At 70.0% G+C, this 22,146-nt stretch carries 20 protein-coding genes; 2 read left to right on the top strand and 18 right to left on the bottom strand.

The window, feature by feature from the left end:
• Positions 1-65 precede the first annotated feature (65 nt).
• The 3 genes from ACIQK6_RS31505 to ACIQK6_RS31495 form a co-directional block, all read right to left on the bottom strand.
• Complete coding sequence (locus ACIQK6_RS31505) at positions 66-512, bottom strand: ATP-binding protein (protein ID WP_161295393.1); 447 nt, start codon at positions 510-512, stop codon at positions 66-68.
• Positions 513-573: 61 nt separating this feature from the next.
• A complete protein-coding gene (locus ACIQK6_RS31500; RefSeq protein ID WP_161295395.1) occupies positions 574-909 on the bottom strand; it encodes a putative quinol monooxygenase in 336 nt (111 codons plus the stop codon).
• 58 nt (positions 910-967) lie between these two features.
• Positions 968-2,005, bottom strand: coding sequence for a zinc-binding alcohol dehydrogenase family protein (locus ACIQK6_RS31495; RefSeq protein WP_161295397.1), 1,038 nt, complete (start codon positions 2,003-2,005; stop codon positions 968-970).
• Positions 2,006-2,204: 199 nt separating this feature from the next.
• Between ACIQK6_RS31495 and ACIQK6_RS31490 the strand changes: the two genes are divergently transcribed.
• Entirely contained in the window at positions 2,205-2,570 is a 366-nt protein-coding gene (locus ACIQK6_RS31490) for a winged helix-turn-helix transcriptional regulator (protein WP_402696037.1), read from the top strand.
• A 31-nt stretch (positions 2,571-2,601) separates the two neighbouring features.
• Here ACIQK6_RS31490 and ACIQK6_RS31485 read toward each other — a convergent pair whose 3' ends face one another.
• The 10 genes from ACIQK6_RS31485 to ACIQK6_RS31440 all read right to left on the bottom strand — a co-directional run bounded on the left by ACIQK6_RS31485 (position 2,602) and on the right by ACIQK6_RS31440 (position 15,851).
• On the bottom strand, positions 2,602-3,408 hold the full coding sequence (locus tag ACIQK6_RS31485; protein WP_161295401.1) for a DeoR/GlpR family DNA-binding transcription regulator: 807 nt from the start codon (positions 3,406-3,408) through the stop codon (positions 2,602-2,604).
• Between the two features lie 104 nt (positions 3,409-3,512).
• Positions 3,513-4,646 carry a galactokinase gene (gene galK, locus ACIQK6_RS31480; RefSeq protein ID WP_402696035.1) on the bottom strand — a complete coding sequence of 378 codons (1,134 nt, stop codon included), beginning with the start codon at positions 4,644-4,646 and terminating at the stop codon, positions 3,513-3,515.
• On the bottom strand, positions 4,643-5,602 hold the full coding sequence (galE, locus tag ACIQK6_RS31475) for a UDP-glucose 4-epimerase GalE (RefSeq protein ID WP_402696034.1): 960 nt from the start codon (positions 5,600-5,602) through the stop codon (positions 4,643-4,645). The genes galK and galE overlap by 4 nt, the downstream gene beginning before the upstream one ends.
• Complete coding sequence (galT, locus tag ACIQK6_RS31470) at positions 5,599-6,648, bottom strand: galactose-1-phosphate uridylyltransferase (RefSeq protein WP_402696033.1); 1,050 nt, start codon at positions 6,646-6,648, stop codon at positions 5,599-5,601. Before galT ends, galE begins: the two co-directional genes overlap by 4 nt.
• 98 nt (positions 6,649-6,746) lie before the next feature.
• Positions 6,747-7,832: a heparin lyase I family protein gene (locus tag ACIQK6_RS31465; protein WP_402696031.1), complete on the bottom strand. Its 1,086-nt coding sequence runs from the start codon at positions 7,830-7,832 to the stop codon at positions 6,747-6,749.
• A 1,062-nt stretch (positions 7,833-8,894) separates the two neighbouring features.
• A complete protein-coding gene (locus ACIQK6_RS31460; RefSeq protein WP_402696029.1) occupies positions 8,895-9,704 on the bottom strand; it encodes a DeoR/GlpR family DNA-binding transcription regulator in 810 nt (269 codons plus the stop codon).
• Positions 9,705-10,037: 333 nt separating this feature from the next.
• Positions 10,038-11,069: an ABC transporter permease gene (locus ACIQK6_RS31455; protein WP_402696028.1), complete on the bottom strand. Its 1,032-nt coding sequence runs from the start codon at positions 11,067-11,069 to the stop codon at positions 10,038-10,040.
• Complete coding sequence (locus ACIQK6_RS31450) at positions 11,066-12,655, bottom strand: sugar ABC transporter ATP-binding protein (RefSeq protein ID WP_402696026.1); 1,590 nt, start codon at positions 12,653-12,655, stop codon at positions 11,066-11,068. The genes ACIQK6_RS31455 and ACIQK6_RS31450 overlap by 4 nt, the downstream gene beginning before the upstream one ends.
• A 135-nt stretch (positions 12,656-12,790) precedes the next feature.
• Positions 12,791-13,840 carry a substrate-binding domain-containing protein gene (locus ACIQK6_RS31445; protein ID WP_402696025.1) on the bottom strand — a complete coding sequence of 350 codons (1,050 nt, stop codon included), beginning with the start codon at positions 13,838-13,840 and terminating at the stop codon, positions 12,791-12,793.
• Positions 13,841-14,291: 451 nt separating this feature from the next.
• Entirely contained in the window at positions 14,292-15,851 is a 1,560-nt protein-coding gene (locus ACIQK6_RS31440) for a ricin-type beta-trefoil lectin domain protein (protein WP_402696023.1), read from the bottom strand.
• 766 nt (positions 15,852-16,617) lie between these two features.
• Between ACIQK6_RS31440 and ACIQK6_RS31435 the strand changes: the two genes are divergently transcribed.
• Complete coding sequence (locus ACIQK6_RS31435; protein WP_161288733.1) at positions 16,618-17,472, top strand: peptidoglycan-binding domain-containing protein; 855 nt, start codon at positions 16,618-16,620, stop codon at positions 17,470-17,472.
• A gap of 45 nt (positions 17,473-17,517) precedes the next feature.
• Here ACIQK6_RS31435 and dgoD read toward each other — a convergent pair whose 3' ends face one another.
• From dgoD to ACIQK6_RS31410, 5 genes are all read right to left on the bottom strand, one after another.
• Positions 17,518-18,663, bottom strand: a complete 1,146-nt coding sequence (gene dgoD, locus ACIQK6_RS31430) for a galactonate dehydratase (protein WP_161288730.1) — start codon at positions 18,661-18,663, stop codon at positions 17,518-17,520.
• Positions 18,660-19,412 carry an SDR family NAD(P)-dependent oxidoreductase gene (locus ACIQK6_RS31425; RefSeq protein ID WP_402696021.1) on the bottom strand — a complete coding sequence of 251 codons (753 nt, stop codon included), beginning with the start codon at positions 19,410-19,412 and terminating at the stop codon, positions 18,660-18,662. Before ACIQK6_RS31425 ends, dgoD begins: the two co-directional genes overlap by 4 nt.
• A gap of 91 nt (positions 19,413-19,503) precedes the next feature.
• Complete coding sequence (locus tag ACIQK6_RS31420; RefSeq protein WP_402696019.1) at positions 19,504-20,445, bottom strand: sugar kinase; 942 nt, start codon at positions 20,443-20,445, stop codon at positions 19,504-19,506.
• A complete protein-coding gene (locus tag ACIQK6_RS31415) occupies positions 20,442-21,074 on the bottom strand; it encodes a bifunctional 4-hydroxy-2-oxoglutarate aldolase/2-dehydro-3-deoxy-phosphogluconate aldolase (RefSeq protein ID WP_266355708.1) in 633 nt (210 codons plus the stop codon). Before ACIQK6_RS31415 ends, ACIQK6_RS31420 begins: the two co-directional genes overlap by 4 nt.
• Positions 21,071-22,033, bottom strand: coding sequence for an SMP-30/gluconolactonase/LRE family protein (locus tag ACIQK6_RS31410; RefSeq protein ID WP_402696017.1), 963 nt, complete (start codon positions 22,031-22,033; stop codon positions 21,071-21,073). Before ACIQK6_RS31410 ends, ACIQK6_RS31415 begins: the two co-directional genes overlap by 4 nt.
• Positions 22,034-22,146: the final 113 nt, after the last annotated feature.

Genomic DNA, 22,146 nt, shown 5'->3' with positions numbered 1-22,146 from the left:
GGCCTGTCACCCGCCTGAATGTTTACGCAAACATCCTGCTTCTGGCAAGCCCCTCCCGCGAACGGTCAGGTAGGCAGCTCGGCCCAGACGAGCTGGCCGGCGGCCGTCGCCCGAACTCCCCAGGCGCTGCTCAGCGTTTCCACCAGCAGCAGGCCGCGGCCCGTACAGCTCTCGACGCGGATCGCGTGTGGACGGGAAGGGGGGTCGAAGCCGGGGCCGGAATCCTCAACCTCCAGCCGTACCACCCGGCGGCCGTTGCCGGGACACCGCAGGGCCAGGGTGACCCGGGCGGGAGTGCCGCCGTGGCGCACGGCGTTGGTGGCCAGTTCGCTCGCGATCAGAACGAGGTCGTCGCTCAGGCCGTGGAGGTGCCATCCGGCGAGCCGGGCCGTGATCCAGGGCCGCAGCAGGCGTGGGGCGGTGATGTCGGCGGCGAGCTCGTAGCGGTGGGCGCACGGTGTGCCCTTGTGGGAGCGGGGGGCGGCTGTGGTGAGGTGGTCGATGCGAGGCATGAGATCTCCTCGGCTTGCTGGGGTGAGGGAGCCCGCCCATGACGGGCGGGCCCGGTGGCCGTCAGGCCGGGTCGGCTGTGGCGGTGACAGTGGTGGGAACCTCGCGCAGTGGGATCAGCCCGATCGGCTCGGCCAGGAGTTCTTCGAAGCGTGCTGCGAAGGCCTGGAAGTGGGGCGTTGCCATGTGGAAGTCGAGGGCTGCCTGGTCGGCCCAGGTCTCGCGGACGTAGAAGGTTCCGGGCTCCTCGAGCAGTTCGAACGGCGTGTAGTCGAAGCACCCGTCCTCGGCGCGGGAGGGTTCGACCAGTGCGGTCAGGGCGTCCTGGAGGTCTTCGCGTCGTGCTGGTTTCGCGCGCACGCGTGCGAGGGCGACGAGCGGGTGCGAGCGGGCGGTCATGGTTCTTCTCCTCGGGTCGACGGCGCCGGGGGCGCGGTGGGTGAGTCTGGTCGCCGGTTCAGAAGCCGGTGAGGGTGATCTTGCCGATGGCGCTGCCGGATTCCAGGATCCGGTGGGCTTCGCGCAGGTTGGCTGCGGTGATGGTGCCCAGGTCCGTGGTGGCGGTCGTGGTGAGGGCGCCCCGGTCCACGAGCCCGGCGACGCGGGTGAGGATGTGGTGCTGTCGTGCCCTGTCGGGGGTGCGGTGCAGCGACCGGGTGAACATCAGCTCCCAGTGGAAAGAGATGCTCTTGGACTTCAGGAGCCCGATCTCCACGGGGCCGAAGTCGTCGATGGCGACGATCCCGCCGAAGGGCACCAGCATGTCCGCGTAGGCGGCGAGGTTGCGGTCGGTACCGGCCGTGCTGAAGACGTGGTCCAGGCCGCCGGGGGCGACCTCGGCCACCTGCTGCGGCAGCGGGCTGTGGTGGTCGACGATGTGGGTGACGCCCATCCGGCGTGCGAACTCGGCGGTCTCGGGCCGCGAAGCGGTGCCGATCACCGTCAGGTCGGTGAGGGCGCGGGCCAGTTGCGCCACCATGGCGCCGACACCGCCGGCAGCCGCGGTCACCAGCAGCGTGCCTGTTTCGCGACCGGCTTCTCCCTCGCGCAGGCCGAGCCGTTCGAAGAGGCCTTCCCAGGCGGTGAGGGAGGTCAGCGGGAGAGCAGCGGCGTCGGTGAAGGAGAGGGTGGCCGGCTTGGGTCCGACGATGCTCTCCTCGACGACGTGGTACTGGGCGTTGGTGCCCGGGCGGTCGATCGCGCCGGCGTAGTAGACCTCGTCGCCGACCGCGAACAGTTCGACCTGGTCGCCGACCGCGACGACGGTGCCGGCGGCGTCCCAGCCCAGGACTTTGGGTCGGCCGCCCGGGTCGCTGTTGCGGCGGACCTTGTAGTCGACCGGATTGACCGCGACGGCTTCGATCCTGACGAGGAGGTCGTGCGGGCCGGGCTGCGGGACGGGCAGCTCGACGTCGACCAGGCTGTTGCCGTTCTCGACCGGCAGGCTCTCGCGGTAGGCGACCGCCCGCATCGTGTCGTGCGGCATCTCGTTCATCTCGCTTCTCCTCGTGATGGTCTTCTTCGCCACGGGTCCTGACAAGGGCTGTCCGGGGTTCTGATCCGGGGGTGCCCCCTGAGCTTGCGACCCGTTCGGGACGGTACCCCTGGGGACGTAGTAACCTGCAAGGGAGGCTACTTCCCATTGGGAAGCATCGAGGTGGAAGACGCACCGGAGGAGAGTGGACGCCATGGTCATGAGCTGCACGTCGGAGCGGCACGACCATCACGATGTCTACGCGGCGCAGTGCCCCTGCCGCGAGGTGCTCGACCTCCTGGCCAACAAGTGGTCCGCGCTGGCCATCGGCGCCATGGGAGACGGCCCGCAGCGCTTCGGCGCCCTGCTGCGCCGCCTGGAGGGCGTCAGCCCGAAGGTGCTGACCAGCACGCTGCGCCGGCTGGAGGAGAAGGGGTTCGTCGACCGGACCGTGTACCCGGCGGTGCCACCGCACGTCGAGTACGCGCTCACGGCTCTCGGGCACAGTGTTGCGGAGCCTCTGGCTCAGCTGCGGTACTGGGTCGAGAGCCACCTCGACGAGATCCAGTCCCTCGACCCGGCCTGAGGCTCCGCAGGGGCCGGAATCTCTGCCAGTCTCAGGGCTGCGTCGTGCCCAGAATCAGCTGTCCGACCGAATCGCGCAGGACGGAGCACGCCTCGGGGTCGAGGCCGTCGTCGGAGACGAAGTAGTCGATCTCGGAGAGCGCGATGAACCGGCTGAGACCCACGACGCCCCACTTGGTGTGGTCGGCGACCACGACCACCTGAGTGGCGCATTCGATCAGAGCACGGTTGGTCTGGGCTTCCGCCAGGTTCGGCGTCGTCGCCCCGGCCCGTTCGGACACCCCGTGGGCGCCGATGATGAGCAGGTCCACCTGGAGGGAGCGGAGTGCCTGGTCGGCGAGGGGTCCGACGAGCGAAGCCGACTTGGTGGGCGCGCCGCCGGTCAGGAGCAGTGTGGGAGCCGCCGGGCCGGTTTCGGCGCCGGTGGGTCGCAGCAGTTGGGCGACCGGCAGGGAGTTGGTCACCACCGTGAGGGCCGGTACGTCCCGGAGCCGGGCGGCTACCGCGTAGGACGTCGTACCGCCGGAGATGGCCACGACGCTGCCCGGTTTCACCAGGGCGGAGGCGGCCTCGGCCACCGCTGCCTTGGCACGTGACTCCAGCCCGGCTTTCGTCTCGAAGGGCGGTTCGTCTGCGGTGGTGACGGAGGCGCTGATGGCGCCCCCGTGCACCTTCGACAGGGAACCGGTCCGGGCGAGCACGTCGAGGTCGCGGCGGATGGTCATGTCCGAGACGCCCAGCTGTTCCACGAGGTCGGCCACACGCACCGCGCCGTCGCGGCGCACGATGTCGAGGATCAGCGCTCTGCGCTGGGGTGCGAGGCGAGCTGCTTCGGTCACGATTCTCGTCCCGCTCCTCTGTGCGTCAGGCTTGGCACCGTCGAAGTCACACGGAATTCCTCACGAACGAACAGTCTAGTCGCCGGGCGTCGCCCTTACCGCTCTCACGAGATACGTCTGGCGCCTGCGGCCGGGGTGATCGGGAACAGGTGGGGAAGTTGGTATCCGGCCGCGCGGAACGCGGTGGTGACGGCGACGCCGATCCCCTCCGCCCGGCCCTCTTCCGCCAGCACGATGACGGACCCGCCGAATCCGCCACCGGTCATGCGTGCTCCGAGGGCTCCGTAGGCCAGGGCGGTGTCCACGACGAGGTCGCTTTCGGCACAGGAGATCCGGAAGTCGTCGCGCAGCGAGGCGTGACCGTCGGTGAGGATCGACCCGAGCGCCGCCAGATGTCCCGCTCGTAGGTGCGAGACGGCGTGGGTGACTCGTGCGTTCTCCTTCACTACGTGCCGGACCAGGGGCAGCAGGTGGGCTGGGAGGGCTCTCGCCGCCCGGGGCAGGTCCGCAGGGGTGAGGTCGCGTAGTGCCTCGAGCCCGAGCAGGCTGGCGGCCCGCTCGCACCCGGTCCGCAGGGCCGCGTATGCGCCGTCACCGAGGTCGTGCTTCACGCGGGTGTCGACGACCAGCAGGCTCAGGCCCTGGGCTTCCGGGGCGAAGGGGACCTGCTCGTGGGAGCCGGCCCGGATGTCGAGGTGCAGGGCCGCACCGGCGGTGCAGCAGGCGGAGGCCAACTGGTCCATGGCCCCGCAGGGCACGCCGGCGAAGCCGTTCTCCGCGCGTTGGCAGATCAGCGCGAGGGCGGGTGCGCTCAGGTTCAGGTCGTAGAGGTCGTTGTAGGCGAAGGCGACCGCGCACTCGAGCGCGGCGGAGGACGAAAGGCCGGCGCCGACGGGGACCGTGCTGTCGATGTGGAGGTCGGCGCCACCGAGCCGGTGTCCGGCCTCGCGCAGCGCCCAGACGACCCCTGCCGGGTAGGCGGCCCAGGTGGTGACCGCTCCAGGGGTCAGCTGGGTCACGCGGAGGTCGAGGACCGGGCCGTCCCCCTGGGCACTGTGCAGCCGGAGCCGGTCGTCCTGTCGCTTCCTTGCCGCGACCAGGGTGTGCTGGGGGATGGCGATGGGCAGCGCGAAGCCGTCGTTGTAGTCGGTGTGTTCTCCGATCAGGTTGACCCGGCCGGGCGCTGCCCAGACCCCCTCCGGGTGGGCGCCGTAGATGCGTCGGAAGGCCTCTTTCATACGGTCACCTCGCGTGCGAAGGCCCAGGCGTCGGCCACGATGGCGTCCAGGTCGGGGCGGCTGGGCCGCCAGCCGAGGCGCTCGCGCGCGCGGGTCGCGGATGCGACCAGTACAGCCGGGTCGCCGGGACGGCGGGGGCGGACGATTTCGGGGATCGTCCGGCCCGTGACCCGTCGCACGGAGTCGATCACCTCCCGGACCGTGAAGCCTTCGCCGTTCCCCAGGTTGCAGATCAGATGCTCGCCGGGGCGTGCTGCCTCCAGTGCCAGGAGGTGGGCCTCGGCGAGGTCGGCGACGTGGATGTAGTCGCGTACGCAGGTGCCGTCGCGGGTGGGGTAGTCGTCGCCGTGGACGTCGATGTGCGGCCTTCGCCCCAGGGCCACTTGGAGGACGAGGGGGATGAGGTGCGACTCGGGTTCGTGGCGCTCGCCGAAGCCCGCGTGCGCTCCCGCGACGTTGAAGTACCGCAGGGACACGGCGGCCAGCCCGTGGGCGGCGGCTTCACCGGTGATCAGGTGATCGACGGCCAGCTTGGTCGCGCCGTAGGGGCTGGTGGGCAGGGTGCGGGCGTCGTCGGCTATCGGCAGCTCTGCGGGTTCGCCATAGACCGCGGCGGTGGAGGAGAAGACCAGGGTGCGCACGTTCGCTTGTCGCATGGCGGCCATCAGCTCCAGCGAACCGGTCACGTTGTTGCGCCAGTACTTGTCCGGGTCCCGTACGGACTCGGCCACCTGTGAGGAGCCTGCGAAGTGCAGGACCGCGGCGTAGTCGGCCGACAGGATGGCGGCGGCGTGCGCGAGACCCCCGCGAACGAACTCGGCTCCCGCCGGGACGGCTTGGTGCACGCCGGTCGACAGGTCGTCGAGCACCGTCACCCGGTGGCCGGCCACGAGGAGGTGGGCCACGACCACGCTGCCGATGTATCCGGCTCCCCCGGTCACCAGGTAGCGGCTCATGATGCGACCTCCCGCAGTCGCGCGGCGGCGGCCTCCGGGGCCACGTCGTTGACGAAGGAGTCCATGCCGGATTCGACCCCGGCGAGGAACTTGAGCTTGCCGGCAGACCTGCGCACGGTGAACAGCTCCAGGTGCAGGGCGAGTTCCTCTCCCCCGGTCCTGGGCGCCTGGTGCCAGGCGGAGATGTAGGGGGTGGGGGCCGCTTGTGCGGGCTCCCCTTCCTGGCGGAACAACCGGTCGAACCTGCGCAGCAGCTCCAGGTACATCCCGGGGAACTCGGTGCGTTCGGCCTGGGTGAGGTGGGTGAGGTCGGGGATGCGGCGATGCGGGTAGAGGTGCACCTCGTACGGCCAGCGGGCGGCGTAGGGCACGAACGCCGTCCAGTGCTCCCCGGCCAGGACCACACGTGAGGTGGCGGCCCGTGCTTCGGCCAGCAGGTCTTCGAAGAGGTTTCCGCCGGTGACGGCCCGGTGTGTGTCGGCGACGGCGATCATCTTGGCAGTGCGCGGCGGGACGAAGGGAAAAGCGTAGATCTGCCCGTGCGGGTGGGCGAGGGTGACGCCGATCTCCACGCCGCGGTTCTCGAAGCAGTACACCTGCTCGACTCCGGGAAAGGACGACAGCCGCTCGGTGCGGTCCGTCCAGGCTTCGAGCACGAGGCGGGCGCGGTCCTCGGTCAGATCGGCGAAGCTCGCTCCGTGTTCGGACGTGAAGCACACGACTTCGCAGCGTCCGACACGTCCCGCCAGGGAAGGAAAGCGGTTTTCGAACACGGCCACGTCGTAGTCCGCGGCCGGTATCTCACTGTGGCGCCCTCCCCCTGAGGGGCACAGGGGGCACGCGTCGGTCGGCGGATGGTGGACGCGTCCCTGACGGTGCGAGGCGATCGTGACCCAGTCCCCCGTCGCCAGATCCAGGCGCAGCTCCGGATGACTGTCGACGGCCTCCAGTGCACGCCGGTCGACCGTGTCGCGTTCGGCGCTCTCATCGAGGTCGTAGTAGATCAGTTCGCGGCCGTCCGCGAGCTTCGTCGAGGTTCTCTTCACGGAAACGTGCCCGTCTCTCGGAGTACGGTACGGCGCTGTCGCAAGCCATACATCGACAAGAGTAAACATAATTCAACTAAAGTCAACGCTCGATCCTGTCAGGTGCGCGCCCGGTGGTGTGCGCCGCGAGGAGAGCCCTTCGCGTTGCGCCGCCGCAGCAGGACGAGAGTGCCGCCGGCCAGAATTGCGGCGCCGCCCACGGCGCTCCCGATGACAACGGTCCGGCCGCTCCCGTGCGCGGTCGCGCCGGTCCGCGCCTCGTGCGACCCCTCACCGGGAGCGGCGTCAACTCCGCCAGGAGCGTCGACGGCCGGGGCGGGCGGGGAGCTCGCGGGCGAGCCTGTGGGGGTGGGGCCGGGCGACAGTGTCGGGGACTGCGAAGGCGAGGCATCGCCACCGGGTCCGCTCGCATGGACCTCCGGGCGGGAACCGGCGGTCGTGCTGGTGATGACGATGTCATCGATGAAGAGGATCGCCTCGGACGCTCCGGCTCGCTTCGCCGGCCCCTTCTCGGGGCGCCAGTTGGGGCGGTAGGCGCCGATCCTGAAGTGCGGCGGATCGCCGCGGTGGTAGTTGTTGGCGCCCTGGTGGGAACCCACGGTGACGCCGTCCCGCGCGATGGTGATCGAGCCGGGCCTGCCGGGGACGGACCACGCGATGTCGAAGGTCCACCGGTTCCAACGGCCCGGACGCGCGGTACCCAGCGGGATGACGGCCTCCTGTATCTCGCCACCGGTCATCCAGTGGACCTTCAGCTGCCAGTTGCCGCCATGGACCGAGAGTGCGACGACGGGCTTGATGCCGCCGCCGTCGTCCTGCGTGCTGAACCACTGGGCGACGATGGTGTCGAGGTCCCGTTCCTGCCAGTCGGCGGGGAGGTAGTTGGCGAATCCGAAGCGATGACTGCCTTCGTCCAGACCCTTGATGACCAGTTCCGACTTGAACGAACGTCCGTCGTTGGGGATGTTCACTCGCGCAGCCTGCCCCGCCTTTCCTCCGGGTGCGGGTCCGACGAGGACGCGGCCGAAGCCGTTGATCGCCATGAACGGCAGTTTCTGGGAGGGGGACTCGAAGTCGTACGACACCGAATCGGCGGCGGCTGCAGGAGAGGCGGCGGCCAGGCCCGCGACGAGAAGGGTGCTGGTGCAAGCAGCGAGGAGGCGGGTCGGGCGAGCGGCGGGCATGGAGTGGCTCCTTGCAGGAGTAGTCGGTGGGCGCTGCGGCCGCACGATCGGCGGGGGGGCGGGTGGGGCGAAACCGGAGGACGGCGAAGCCGGCAAGGTCTTCTCGAGACCGCCGCTGCACCGCGGGCAGTGGGTGACGGGAAACCGATGCGGTAGGCCAGGTGCGGCGCCTTCACGGCAGGCGGAGCGTCGCGGCACCCGCTCGACGGACCGGCAACGTGGCTGACTGCGGCATCGGTTGCGCTCCGGGGCGGTGCTGGTCCCCCTGTGCGCAGGCGGCACCCTGCATGCGCAGCCCGAGGAGCCCGACGGATCGACGAACAGGCTCTCGCAGGGGCAACCGGCGCTGCCAACAGCACCGTTCGCTGAGGTCGATTCGGGCGGCCTCGACCGTCAGGAGCGCACCCCGTTGCTGCACCACTTCTCCCAGCGTGGCCGAGGGAAGGTTCTCCGTCACGCTGCACGGTGCCCTTAGCCCCCAACCCGCCCTGCACAGAGCTCACATGGGGGGTGGGGCATCCTGGGCCGCACCGCGCTCCTCGCGACGTGTTCGCTCGTTAAGCGTGCGGATCGCCTCGTCCGGTCCGTTCGGGGGGACGTGAAGCACCTTCACGGCCGCGGGCCGCCCTTGTCCCTCCACTCTCCGTTCCCCGCCTTCCTTTTGCTCGACCGTACGGCGGACCATAACGCCATTTCCATACCCGGCCAAGAGGTGCGGGGGAATACACGGCACGGCCGCCCGAAGCTCCAAGTGGCGGGAAGCGTCGTGGATTTCGGGCCGCTACGCCCCCCTTCGCAATTGTTGACACCCGCCAGATCCGGCTCATCGGCGCCCTGAATTCTTTCCGAGCTCAAGTGGCACTTCTGTACTCATGTACCGGGGTGCCGCAAGCTCGACCCACGCGGAGCGCGCACGGACCGGCGGAGGCCGCCGTGAGCGTCGTACCGGACCGGGAAGCCGGCGCCTACGCCTGCGTCACGAAACCACGGGCATACCGTTCCTGGCGGTACGCACAGGGTGCGCGCTGCACCGTACCGCTGATGGCCCGACGGTCCGTCGCTTCAGGTCCTGTGGGTGTCTGCCACGATCAGCCGGCCGACCTGCTCACCGAGAACGGTGCGCGCTTCTTCGGCAAGGCCCTGGTCGGACACGAAGTAGTCGATGTCGGACAGCTCTGCGAACCGGCTCAGGCCGACGACGCCCCACTTGCTGTGGTCGGCCACAACTGCCAGCCGGGTCGCAGCGGAGATCAGCGTGCGGTTGGTTTCCGCCTCCGCGAGGTTCGGGGTGGTCACGCCGGCGCGCTCGGAAACGCCGTGCGCGCCGACAATGAGGAGGTCGACCTGCAGCGAGCGGACCGTCTGGTCCGCCAACGGCCCGACCAGGGACGCGGACTTGGTGGGTGCTCCACCCGTGACCAGCAGGGTCGGGGCCGCGGCACCGTCTTCCGCCCCGAACGACCGCAGCAGCTCCGCGACGGGCAGGGAATTGGTGACCACGGTCAGGTTCGCGATGTCGCGCAGACGGTGGGCAACGGCATACGTCGTCGTTCCACCGGAGATCGCCACGACGCTTCCGGGCTGGACCAGTTGGGCGGCCGCTTCGGCGACGGCGGCCTTGGCCGCCGACTTCAGGGTGGACTTGGTCTCGAAGCCGGGCTCGTCGCACGTGGTGCCCGAGGTGCTCACAGCGCCACCATGCACCTTCTCGACCGACCCGGTCCTCGCGAGGACGTCCAGGTCGCGGCGGATGGTCATGTCGGACACGCCGAGCTGCTCCACGAGCGCGGCAACTCGCACCGCCCCCTTGCGGCGAACGGTTTCGAGGATGACTTCTCGCCGCTGAGCCGCCAGCGGTGCCGAATCCGTCACAGTCCCACCCATTGATCTCTAGCGAATTCCGAACAGAGATCAATTGTACACTGCATCCAATAAGGCTGGGCAAGCGGTTCACAGCACCTCCCCCGAACTCACGCAGTAAAGGGCACATTTGCCGGGTTCGTATCCGATCGAGCAGCCCCGGCGACTTTCCCCACAGTTTTGCCCCCGCGAGCATTTACGCCGAATGGCTGTCTTCGATCCCCTCGCCCTCCGTGTGATGGATCGCGATGCAGGCCCTATGAACCCTCACCCGGCGAGGCCCGCCCCGGAAGGGGCGGGCCTCGCCGCGCCGACCGCGCCGTTCTGCTGTCGTGCGTGCCCGGGTCAGTGCGGCAGGCCGACAGCCCGTTCGCCGCTGCGGCGCTGCTGGATGACGACAGCGGCCACGAGGAGTGCACCCTGGGCGACGTTCTGCCAGAAGGTGTTGATGCCCTCGACGGTCAGTCCGTTCTCCAGGGCGCCGAGGAGTGCGACGGCGAGGAGGGTGCCGCCGATACCGCCCTTGCCGCCCTTGAGCGCACAGCCGCCCAGCGCGGCTGCAGTGATGGCCTTGAGTTCGAGGCCCTCGCTGCCCGAGACGGGCTGCCCCGAGCCGGTCCGCGCGGTCAGCAGGATGCCCGCGACCGCCGCAACCACACCGATGAGCGCATAGACGGCCACCAGGTACTTGTTGATGTTGATGCCCGCCAGGCGCGCCGCGGTGTCGTTGCCGCCGATCGCGTAGACGTTGCGGCCGATGTCCGTGTACTTCAGCATGACGTGCACGGTGAGGGCCACGACCACCAGGATCCAGATCATGACCGGTACCCCGGCGATCTTTCCCCGGCCGAGGAACACGAAGAAGGGGTCGTTGAGTACGTAGCCCTGCGCGCGGCCGCCGGAGATGAGCTGGGCGACGCCCTTGTAGGCGGCCAGGCCCGCGAGCGTGGCGATGGTGGGGTTGACCCGGCCGTAGACGATGGCCACTCCGTTGACCACGCCGACGAGGATGCCGACTCCGATCGCGGCGGCCATCCCGAGGTAGGGGTTGGATCCGCCGGACGTGAAGACCATGGCGCTCACGACGGATGCCAGGCCGGCCTGGGAGCCGACGGATATGTCGAGGCCTCCGCAGATGATCACGACGGTCTGCACGATGGCGAGCAGGCCGGTGATCGTCGCCGCCTCGCCGATGACCTGGATGTTGGCGAGACTGAGGTAGTTGTCGTTCAGGAACCCGAACAGGGCCAGGACGAGGACGAGGGCGCCGATCAGGCTGAGGTTCTGCCCTCCGAGCGAGGAGAGCAGGGTTCCCGCCGTCTTCCGTGCCGGGGCGGGGAGGCTCTCGGTGGTGGCCGGCGTCTGGGTGGTGGTCATCGAGCGTCTCCATCGGCGGAGTCGGTGAGCGGTCGGTCGGATGCGACGGGGGCGAGGTCGTCGGCCATGGCGAGGTTGAGGATGGCTTCCTCCGTGGCTTGCGACCGGTCGAGTTCGCCGGTGATGCGGCCGTTCTGCATCACGACGATCCGGTCGGCGAGCCCCAGGACCTCAGGGAGTTCGGAGGAGATAACCAGCAGGGCGACCCCCTCCCGGGCGAGGTCGGCGATGATGCGGTATATCTCGGCCTTGGCTCCGATGTCGATCCCGCGCGTCGGCTCGTCCAGAATCAGGACCTTCGGTTTGCGCAGCAGCCACCGGGCGAGCACGACCTTCTGCTGGTTGCCGCCCGACAGTTTGCGCACCTCGTGCTCGATCGAGGGGGTGCGCACCCGCAGGCGGTCGGAGAAGTCCTGAGCCACCACCTTCTCCTGGCGACTCCGGACGAAGCGCCAGCGGCGCAGCCGGTCCAGGCTCACCAGAGAGGTGTTGTCCCGGATCGAGCGGTGGAGGAACAGCGCCTGGGCTTTGCGCTCCTCGGGGGCGAGACCGATACTCGCGCGGATCGCGTCGCGGGGGCCGCGCAGACGCAGGGGCCGGCCGTTCACGCAGACGCTGCCCGATCGGATGGACCGGTCGCCGGCGAGGGCGAGGGCCAGTTCGGACCGCCCGGCTCCCATCAGTCCGGCCAGGGCGACGACCTCTCCGGCTCGGACCTGGAGGTCGATCTCGCTGACGTCGTCCGTGGTGACGCCTTCCAATTGGAGGACTACCTCGTCGCGGGCGACGTCCTGGCGCACGAACAGGGAGGACAGGTCACGGCCCACCATCAGGCGGACAACCTCCCCCTCGTTGGTGTTGCGGGCCTCCAGGACGCCGGCGACGGTGCCGTCGCGCAGGACGGCGATGCGGTCGGCGAGGCGGAAGATCTCCTTCATACGGTGGGAGACGTAGATGACGGCAATGCCCTGGTCCCTGAGCCGGTCGATCAGAGCGAAGAGCGCTTCGACCTCGTTGTCGGAGAGGGAGGAGGTGGGCTCGTCGAAGGCGATGACTTTGGCCTCACCGGTCAGCGCCCGCAGGATCTCGACCAACTGGCGCTGTGCGGGGGTGAGTTCTGAACCGAGCTGATCGGGGTGGATGACCTTCTCGAATCCGAGCCTGGCCAGGTCTGCGGTGATGCGGCGGCGCAGCTCCGCGCGGTCGAGGCGGCGCAGGGCGGTACGCGGCAGGGCCCCGGCATAAACGTTCTCGGCGACCGAGACGTGCGGGATGATCTCGGGCTCCTGGGGGATGATGCGGATCCCGGCCTTGTGGGCGTCGTGAGGCGAGGACAGGGTCCGCGGGCGCCCGTCCCAGAGGATGCTTCCCTCGGTGGGCTGGTGGTCACCGGTGAGGATCTTCAGCAGGGTCGACTTGCCCGCTCCGTTCTCTCCCATGAGGGCGGTCACCCGGCCCCGGGGGAAGGTGAGCGTGACGCCGCTGAGCGCCTGTACCGCGCCGAACCGTTTGGTGATGTTCTCGACGGAGACCTCTTCGCCGGAATCCTGGACGGGGGCGGGTGGCTCTGTACCTGCTGTGGTCATGGGGGCCTCGCAAGCTGGGGTTACGTGGGGCATTCGTTCCAGCGACGCTGCTGGTCGGCGGTGGTGGTCCGGGCGGGTGGCGGGTACGGCCTCGCCGGTGCGGCGGCCGTACCCGTCCTGGTCTCGGGCGCGGGCTCAGCCGCAGGTGACGCCAGCAGCCTTCCAGTTGGAGGCGTCGACCATCTTGGTGGGGGCGAAGGCCTCCTTGGGGAAGTCCTTGCCGTCCTTGAGCTTGTCGAACATCGTCTGCACTGCCAGGGCGCCGACGTCCTTGCCGTTGATGAAGAGTGCCGCCTTCATGCCGGAAGGCTTGCCGGAGCTCCAGTTCTTGCAAGCGAGGTAGGCGCCGAGGCCGACGCCGATCACGTTGTCGGCGGTGAAGCCGGCGTTCTCCAGGGCGGTGACCCCACCCTGGACGTTCTCGTCGTTGCAGCCCCAGACCACCCAGTGCTTCACGGAGGCGTTGGCGGTGATCGTCGCGGCGATTTTGTCCTGTGCGCCCGTCGGGGAGTTGTCGGTCGGCACGTCAATGTTCTGTACGGGCGTGCCTGCGGCCTCCGCGAACGCCTTCTTCGCGGCATTGACACGGTCGGTGCATACGGTGACGTCCTGCTTCCAGGCCGATATCGTGCGCGTCTCCGCCGGGTTCCAGCCGGCCTTCTTGAACTCTTCGGCGGCCCGCTTGCCGACCTCGCCGCCCATCTGCTGGCCGCTGAACCCGATGCGGGGCACCAGGTCGTCGGGGCCGCAGGCGGAGGGGTCCGGACCGGTGCTGCAGATCTGGTCGTCCGACGTCAGGAGGGCCACCTTGCCGGTCTTCGCCAGCTGGACGACCTGCGGCCCCACGGCCGGGTCGGGGACGACCACGATCAGCCCGTTGCTCTTCTGCGAGATGGCCGCCTGGGCCTCGCTCACTGTCTTGTTGGCGTCGTTGCCCAGGTTCACCACCTTCAGGTCGATCCCGAGTTCACTCGCCTTCGCCTTCGCGCCGGCGGCCTCGCCGATGAAGTACTCCTGGTCGCCCTGCTTCTGCAGGTAGGTCAGGGAGATCTTCCCGTCGACCTTCCCGACGTCCGCGGTGCCTCCGGTCGTCTCCTGACCACTGGAACACGAGGAGAGGACGAGCATGGTGGCCAGGCTCAGGGCCGCGGCCGCTACCGGGCGGCGGTGGTGGTGAGTGAGCATGTCGATCCCTTTGCTTGAACGGGTCGCAAGCGACCAGTGGGGCACGTGCGATGGGTGGGTTCGGTCCGGCTGCCGTCGTGAGTGCCGCCGGTGCTGAGGGTCCCTGGAGGCTCTGAGGGAGGGTTGTCCGGCCTCGGCGGACGAGTCCCCGCAGACGATCCCCTGGGGAATCCGCCACAGTCAGCCGTTTTCAAACTTGATGCAACAGAGAAAAGCGCCGTTTCCGCCATAAGTCAACAGCGTGAACCAGGGGTTTCGGATTGATGCACCGCCGTGACCTCTGGTGACACCGCAGGGCAGCAGGGACTACCGGTGCGGCACCTGTCGGGCACAACGGCCGTCAGCGCAGGCCAGAAGGCCCTGCGGACCGACGCCGCCGCAGACGTGCGTCGGGGTCACCCACAGGCGTTGGTTTCTATCGGAACATGTCTGAAATTGTTTGACCACTGAGTCAGGGTGTCTGCCTGGCCGGCTCGTTCCAGCGCTGTTCCGCCGACGGACCGGTGCGGCCGAAGGTGACGGGCGCTCCGGGCTCGCCTCTCCCGGACGTCACGGCGTAGCCGGGTGCTATCCGGGGCTTGATGCGTCCGGTCGCATCGGTGGAGAACACCAGGTTGTCGCCCTCGGCCCGGCCGAACGCCGAACACGACCAGATGCCTACGCCGTCCCCTGCGGAACCGCGTGCGTCCAGGCAGTAGGCCGGGTTGGCGGCATTGCGCAGGAGGCCTTTCTCGTCCAGACGCCACTGCTGCACCTGCGCCCCGGCGCGGCAGCGTGCGGTGATCACGTCGACGCCGTTGGCGAAGGTGCCGCCGCGGACGTCCAGGCACAGGCCGGTGGCGGAATTGACGGCCGGAACGTAGGCCGACGCTCGGAAGGGCTGTACGGGATCGGTCGTCGCGGAGTCCGTCGTCGGGGTGGGGCTGATTGTGGGCCCGTCACTGGGCGATGGGCCTGTCGCAGAGGGAGACGCGCTGGGGGAACGATGGGGCGAGGCGGATGCGGAAGGACGTACCCTGCTCGCCGACGGGGCCGGTGACCCCGCGCCGCCCGCCCCGATGTCCGGCCCCGGCGGCTGCCCTTCAGCCGCGGTGGGCGGCGGCGCGGGCCCCCAGGCCGCGGGGACGACGAAGGCGAGCGCCGCGGTCGTGATCAAGGCCGCCGGGGCGAGGAGGAGCCGCGCGTCCGGCTTCCGTACGAGGCCGGACAGCTTCCGGTCGCGGGCGGGCGGCTTTCGCCGGCTTGCGGTCGCAGTGGTGACAGCGAGAGGCATTGTGTCCTCGGCGTCCGGGCCCGTGCCGTCGCGGGATGCGGCGGAGGCGTGGAGCGCGCCGGCAGGACCAAGCAGGGAGCCGGCCAGCAACGGACCCGGGGTGTCGCAGAGGGCGACCAGGCCGCGCAGCGCGGCAGCGCACCCGGGGCAGTCCTCGACGTGCAGCGTCAGGTCCGGGTTCTCCCGGATGTCGGCGCGCACCGCAGCGGCATCGAGCATGCGCGCGTACTCGGGACAGTGCGGGGTGGGCCGAGCCTGCAGGTGTACGCGTAGGAAAGCGTCCCGGCAGGCGGCCAGTGCGCGGTGAGCCAGGTCCGGTACGGCGTCGGGCCGGTCACCGGTGATGGTCGCGACGTCCTCGTCCGGCTCCCGTTCGACCACGGAATGCCACAGGACCGCCTGGGTGCGGGGCGACAGGGTCGCGAACCCCTTGCGGACGAATGACTGGAGGCCCTGGTCCGGCGGGACATCGGCGGCGTCGGCCGACTCCCCGGACACCAGTGCCAGCAACGACAGGCGAGGGGGACGGTCCACGGCGTCGGTTGTGGTGGCCAGCACGTCGATGAACCGCCCGATCGCACGGTCCGCGGCGCGTTGGGCCGGCAGCGGGTGGCCGTCCGCGGCGATCCGGGCGAAGGCGGAGACCCTCGGGCCATGCCGTCGGCGCAGCTCGGTCTCGGCCGTCGGGGCGGCCGGGCCCGCTGCGCGGATGGTGTCACACAGTTGCTGGTCGGTCATGCGACTCACAACGGAGGGGTGGTTTGTCGACACGTAGGACATCCTCGGTGGGGAGGGAGAGTCGCCCTATTGTTCAGGACACGACACGCCTCTCGATAGTTCTTATCGGAGCGAATTCGGGAAAGCGTCCCCGGAGAATGAATCCGTTGCATTTCCGGGCAGGGTGAGACGCCGGAGTTCTCCATAACGAGAGCTCCGGTTTTCATTCCACCTGCCGCCGACCTGGAAATAGGGGCAGCGCAACATCGACCGCACCGGTCGGCGCGCCTCGAACATGACGGCAGCGCCCACCCTTGCACCGAACAGAATCAGACATTCACGCAAGGAAGTCAACACTGACGATCTTGCGTGATTGATCACGGAACCCCCCGCTAACCCAAGGCTCGCCTGGGTAGAGACGATCCGCCTTATTGACAGAAGGTCGAACAGTTCAAGACACGGGCGGCTGTCGTGGCTCGGGAGGAGAGCTCGACGCAACCCGGGTCGCACGTTTAGCCGATCGTTATCAATCAGGCGTCCACTGGGCTGGATTCAAGACCTTCACACACAGTAGATTCACCGATCACCCCCTCCTTCACCACAAGGCCGTCCACAGCGGACGACCTTCGGAGGCACCCTCTACGCATGGGGCCCCGGCAATTCAAGAGCCGTATGGCGTGAAGCACCGAGGGCTCATTCTGTTTTTCCCGGAACAGCCGACTGGAGTTTGGTGAGCACCCCCTTCTGTCCTCGCTGCGGTGACCCCCTCCGCTGTGATTGCGGCCCCGTGCACCCCGACGCGCGCGCAGGGCGGGCCACCGCCCCGGCGCAGTTCGACGGCGACTGGGTCAGGCCGTACATCGCCCCGCACGAACCCGCGTCGGCGGACGAACCGACCACCATGAGCACCGCCACGGTGTCGTGGGTCGTGACGCAGGTCGTGCACGAGAGCGGCCCACCGCCCGGCGCTGCCGGTCACGCCTTCGGCCAGCCCGTTGTCATGAGCAGACCGAAAGGCCACCGGGCGCACCGGCCCGCGAAGCAGCGCCGTCCGTTGCGCGTCACCGCGGCCCTCGCCACCCTGATCGGCTCCGCGGCCATCGCGGGTACGTACGCCTTCGCCCGGAGTCAGGAATCCGGAGAGACGACGGCACACGCGCCCGCGAGCCGGCTCGACGTACTCGATGTGGAGGACGAGCCGAGTGTGCCGCCCGAGGTGTCCCGGTCTCCTGCCCCGCCCCCGAGCCCACCTCGGGGCACCCCGCCAACAGCCGGGAGCAGCCCGGCGCGTTCACCGTCGGCGGCGCCGTCCGCGCACCCCGCGGGCACACCCACGGGTACGGACGCGGCGCCGGCCGTCGGGCAGCAATCGGGCAGCCCGAACACTCTGCCACCTTCTCCCCCGTCGTCGGCGCCTTCCGAGAAGCCGACGCTGCGCCGCCACGACTCCGGGCCTCAGGTCGTCGAGCTGCAGCGGCGTCTCACGCAGCTCGGGTTGTGGTCCCTCCCCCTGCGAGGACGTTACGACCGGCACCTCGACGACGCGGTGCAGCGGTTCCAGGCGAAGTACAGCGTCCGCGGCGACCCTGCGGGGGTCTACGGCCCGGCCACGCGAAAGCGGCTGGAGTCCTTGACCTCCTGATGCCCGGGCGACCGGCGTGCCCGGACCGTGCTGGGGTCTAACGCCTCACCATTCGGCGAGGGAGCCGTCGCCCCGCCGCCACACCGGGTTCCGCCAGCGATGGCCGGTCTCGGCGGCGCGTTCGACGGCCTTCTCGTCGACGTCGATGCCCAGTCCGGGCGCGGTGAGCAGGGCGACGTGGCCTTCCTCGTAGCGGAAGACGGACCGGTCGGTGAGGTAGTCCAACAGGTCCGATCCTGCGTTGTAGTGGATTCCGAGGCTCTGCTCCTGGATCAGCAGGTTGGGGGTGGCGAAGCCGACCTGGAGGCAGGCGGCCAGCGCGATGGGGCCGAGTGGGCAGTGCGGTGCCAGGGAGACGTCGTGGGCTTCCGCCATCGCCGCGATGCGCCGCACCTCCGAGATTCCGCCGGCATGCGAGAGGTCGGGCTGGGCCACGGCGATTCCCTGCTGGAGCACCGGCTTGAAGTCCCAACGGGAGTAGAGCCGCTCTCCGGTGGCAATGGGGATGCTGGTGGAGCGCACGACCTCGCCGATGTGGGCGCTCATCTCGGGAACCACGGGTTCCTCGACGAAGAACGGCAGGTACGGCTCCAGGAGGGGAAGCACCCGCCTCGCCATGGGCAGAGTGAGGCGGCCGTGGAAGTCCACGGCGATGTCGAAGCCGTCGCCGACCTCCGAGCGGACGCTCTCCACCCGTTCCACGATGCCGCGGACGGCATGCGGCGTGTCGATCAGTTCCAGCTGGGGCGAGGCGTTCATTTTGATGGCCGTGAAGCCCTCGGCCTTGCGGGCGGCGGCCTGTTGCGCGACGTCGGCCGGGCGGTCTCCGCCGATCCAGCTGTACACCCGTGCCCGGTCCCGGACATTGCCGCCGAGCAACTGCCACACCGGCACGCCCAGCGTCTTGCCGGCGATGTCCCACAGGGCCTGGTCGATGCCCGCGACCGCGCTGGAGAGGACGGGGCCTCCTCGGTAGAAGCCGCCCTTGGTGAGGACCTGCCAGTGGTCCTCGATGCGCAGGGGGTCCTGCCCCACGAGGTAGTCGGAGAGTTCCTCGACGGCCGCGGCGACGGTGTGCGCGCGGCCCTCCACGACCGGTTCGCCCCAGCCCGTGATGCCTTCGTCGGTGTCCACGCGCAGAAAGCACCAGCGGGGGGCAACGAGGTAGGTCTTCAGGGAGGTGATCTTCACTTGGACTCCTTCTTCACGGTCCAGCCGCCGTCCACGGTCAGGTTGCTGCCGGTGATGTACGAGGCGTCGTCGGACGCGAGGAAGGCGACGGCGGCCGCCACCTCCTCGGGGCGGCCCAGCCGGCCGAGGGCCGTGGCACGGGCCGAAAGGGTGCGGCCCTCTTCGTCCACGTCCTGCCAGTTCTCGGTGAGGATGGGACCGGGCAGTACGGAGTTGAACCGCACGTCCGGTCCGTACTCGACGGCGAGCTGCCGGACGAGGGCGCACATGCCTCCCTTCGCCGCGGCGTAGGCCGGATAACCCGGCAGGCTGCACAGTGCGTGCACGCTGGACGTGGCCACGAAGGAGCCGCGGGCGGCGCGCAGGTCGTCGAGGAAGGTGCGTACGGCCAGGTAGGGCGCCTTGAGGTTGACGGCCATGTCACGGTCCCAGTCGCTGCCGGGCAGTTCGTGGGCGGGCGCGGGCGTGTGGGTGAAGGCGTTGCTGTGCACGACGGCCACCGGACCGAACAGCGTGTGCGTGCGGTCCTTCAGGTTGCGCCAGTCCTGTTCGGAAGAGACGTCGCACGGCACGAACTCCGCGCGGCCCCCGTCGTCGCGGATCTCCCGCGCGAGTGCGGTGCCCGCCGCCTCGTCGATGTCGGCGAGGACGACGGCGGCCCCTTCGGCGGCCAGACGTACGGCGCTGGCTGCGCCGATGCCGGACGATGCGCCGGTGACGACGGCGGTTCGCCCTGTGAATCGCTTCATGGCAGGTCTTTCGTGGGTGGAGTGGGTGGGGGTGCAGTGGGTGGAGGGTGGCGCCGAGCCGTGCTGGTGGACGGGGGCCGGGAAGCACCGGTCAGCGAGTGACGTCCGCTCCGTGGAGCAGGTCCAGGTCGGCACGCCGGGGCAGGCCCTCCCAATCGCCGGGCGAGGCCACCGCGAAGGCCCCGCACGTCGCGGCGAGCAGGAGCCGGCCTGGGAGGTCGGTGTCGTCGAGGAGCCCCGCGAGGTATCCGGCGACGAAGGCGTCGCCCGCGCCGATCGGATCCACCGGGGTGACCGGCACGATGTCCTGGACGGCCTCGGCGCCGGGCGTGACCGCGACGGCCCCTCGGGAGCCGAGTTTCAGGACCGCTTCGTGCGGGCCGAGGTCGAGCAGGGCGCGTGCCATGGTGGCGGGTTCGGCCTCGGGAACGACCAGCGAGGCCTCGTCGGGACCGGCGAAGACGATGTCCGCGCGGGTGACGAGGTGGGTCAGCTCGGCTGCGGCCTCCTCCCGGTTCCACAGCCGGGCCCGGTAGTTGAGGTCCAGGCTGACGGTGACGCCGGCGGCGCGGGCCAGGTCGACGGCTCGCCGTACGGCCGCCCGCGGGCCGTCGCCGAGGGCGGGGGTGATGCCGGTGACGTGCAGGACCCGGGCCCGGGCGACGAGTTCCGGGTCGATGTCCTCGGGGCCGAGGCGGGCGCCCGCGAGTCCGCGCCGGTAGTAAGTGACACGGGTGTGGTCGGGTGTGCGTCGCTCGCGCAGCATGAGCCCGGTGGGTGCCGTGTCGTCGACGCGTGCGCGGGTGACGTCGACCGCCTCACCGCGCAGCCCGTCAAGGATCATCGTGCCGGCGCTGTCGGCGCCGACCCGCCCGGTCCAGGACGCCGCGTGGCCGAGGCGGCTGACGCCGATGGCGACCGTGGCCTCCGCGCCCGCGAATCCCAGACGGAGCGAAGTGCCGGAGGCGAGCGGGCCGGGCCGGGCCGCCGCCAGGACGGCCATGGTTTCCCCGAGGGTGACGAGCGCGGTCACGAGCGGATGCCGTCCAACAGTGTGGCGGCGCGTTCCCGGAGCGCGTCCAGGTCGCCGCCCTCGCACGCGTCCCCGATTAGCGGGCTGCCCATGCCCAGGGCGCTCGCGCCCGCGGCGAAGTAGGCCGGCGCCTGGTCGAGGTCGATCCCTCCCGTGGGAACGAGCGGGACGTGCGGCAAGGGTGCCCGGACTGCGCGCAGATACTCCGGGCCTCCGGCCGAGGCGGGGAAGAGTTTGACCCTGGTGGCGCCCGCCCCCCACGCCGCCACTATCTCGCTCGGCGTCAGGGCGCCGGGGAGCACCGGGACGCCGAGGCGACGGGCCTCCCTGATGACGTCCAGGCAGATGGCCGGCGTGATGAGATAGGTGGCGCCGGCTTCCACGGCGCGCATCGCATCGGCCGGGGTCATGACGGTGCCCGCGCCGAGGGCGGTACCGGCCGGCTTGGACTCGGCGTACTCGCGCAACGCGTGCAGGACTCCCGGTGTAGTGAGGGTGAACTCCATGGCCCGGATGCCCGCTTCGTGCAGGGCGTCGGCCGTGGCGGCGAAGTGGCGGGGCGACTGGGAACGCAGGATCGCTATCACGGGTGCGACGGCGAGTGCGGGAACCAGGGGGTCGGTCGTCATGCGGAACCTCGGAGGTCGTATGAGGTGGTGGGGGACCCGGAGAACTGCGCCGGATCGTCGGCGAAGGGCGCGACCGGCAGACCGGTGGCACCGGGCCGGCAGATGAAGATCCGGCCGGCGTGCGGCTCGGCCGCGAGTTGCGCGGCCGTCAGCCCGTCGGCCGCGGTGGTGATGATCAGGAGGTCCAGGTCCGGGCCCGCGAAGGTGCAGCTGGACACCTGGGAGGCGGGGACCGTCACGACGGCGTGGAGCGCGCCGTCGGGGGCGTAGGCCCTCACCTGTCCCGCTCCCCACACCGCCACCCAGGCCCGGCCCTCGGTGTCGACGGCCAGGCCGTCCGGCATGCCGGCGGGGCTGGTGTCGGCGAAGGGACGGCGGGCCGAGAGGGTGCCGGTGACGGGGTCGTAGCCGAAGACGTCGACACGGTGCGTCGGGCTGTCCGCGTAGTACAGCAGCCGACCGTCAGGACTCCAGCCGAGGCCGTTGGAGATGCTGACGGGGCTCAGGGCGGTCGTCACGGTGCCGTCGGGATCGAGGCGGTAGAGGGCGCCTGCGCCGGGGGTCGCGTCGTACGCCATGGTGCCGGCCAGCAGCCGCCCGCTCGGGTCGCACTTGGCGTCGTTGAACCGTCGCGGCGTGCCGTCGTCGGGGACGGCGGGGGCGGCGAACTCCGTGGCCACGCCGTCCTCGTCGACGCGCAGGAAGGAGGTTCCGGCGGCCGCGATGAGCCCGCCGGACGCGCAGGGCGCGACCGCTCCGACGGGCCGGTCGAGGCTGACGGTCGTCCGGTCCCCCAGGTCCGGCAGACCGCTGTCGTCGTCGCGGGCCACCAGCGGGGCCCGGTGGACGAGGCCCGCCGTGATGTCCACCCACAGCAGGTCACCGCGTCCGGCGTGCCAAACGGGTCCCTCGGTCAGGCGTCCCGGCACGGGCGCGCACGGCAGTGCGGTCAGGTGCATGGTGTCGCTCCTCTCGTTGCGACGAAACTCTAAGAGTTCTTCTAACTCATGTAAATACACATCGTCCAATGCATGGAATAAGCTCGCCCCGCACACGACGACGACCTCTGCCC

This window comes from Streptomyces sp. NPDC091682, from assembly GCF_044756625.1.
Classification (GTDB): domain Bacteria; phylum Actinomycetota; class Actinomycetes; order Streptomycetales; family Streptomycetaceae; genus Streptomyces.
This window is presented reverse-complemented; position numbering and strand designations above follow the sequence as displayed.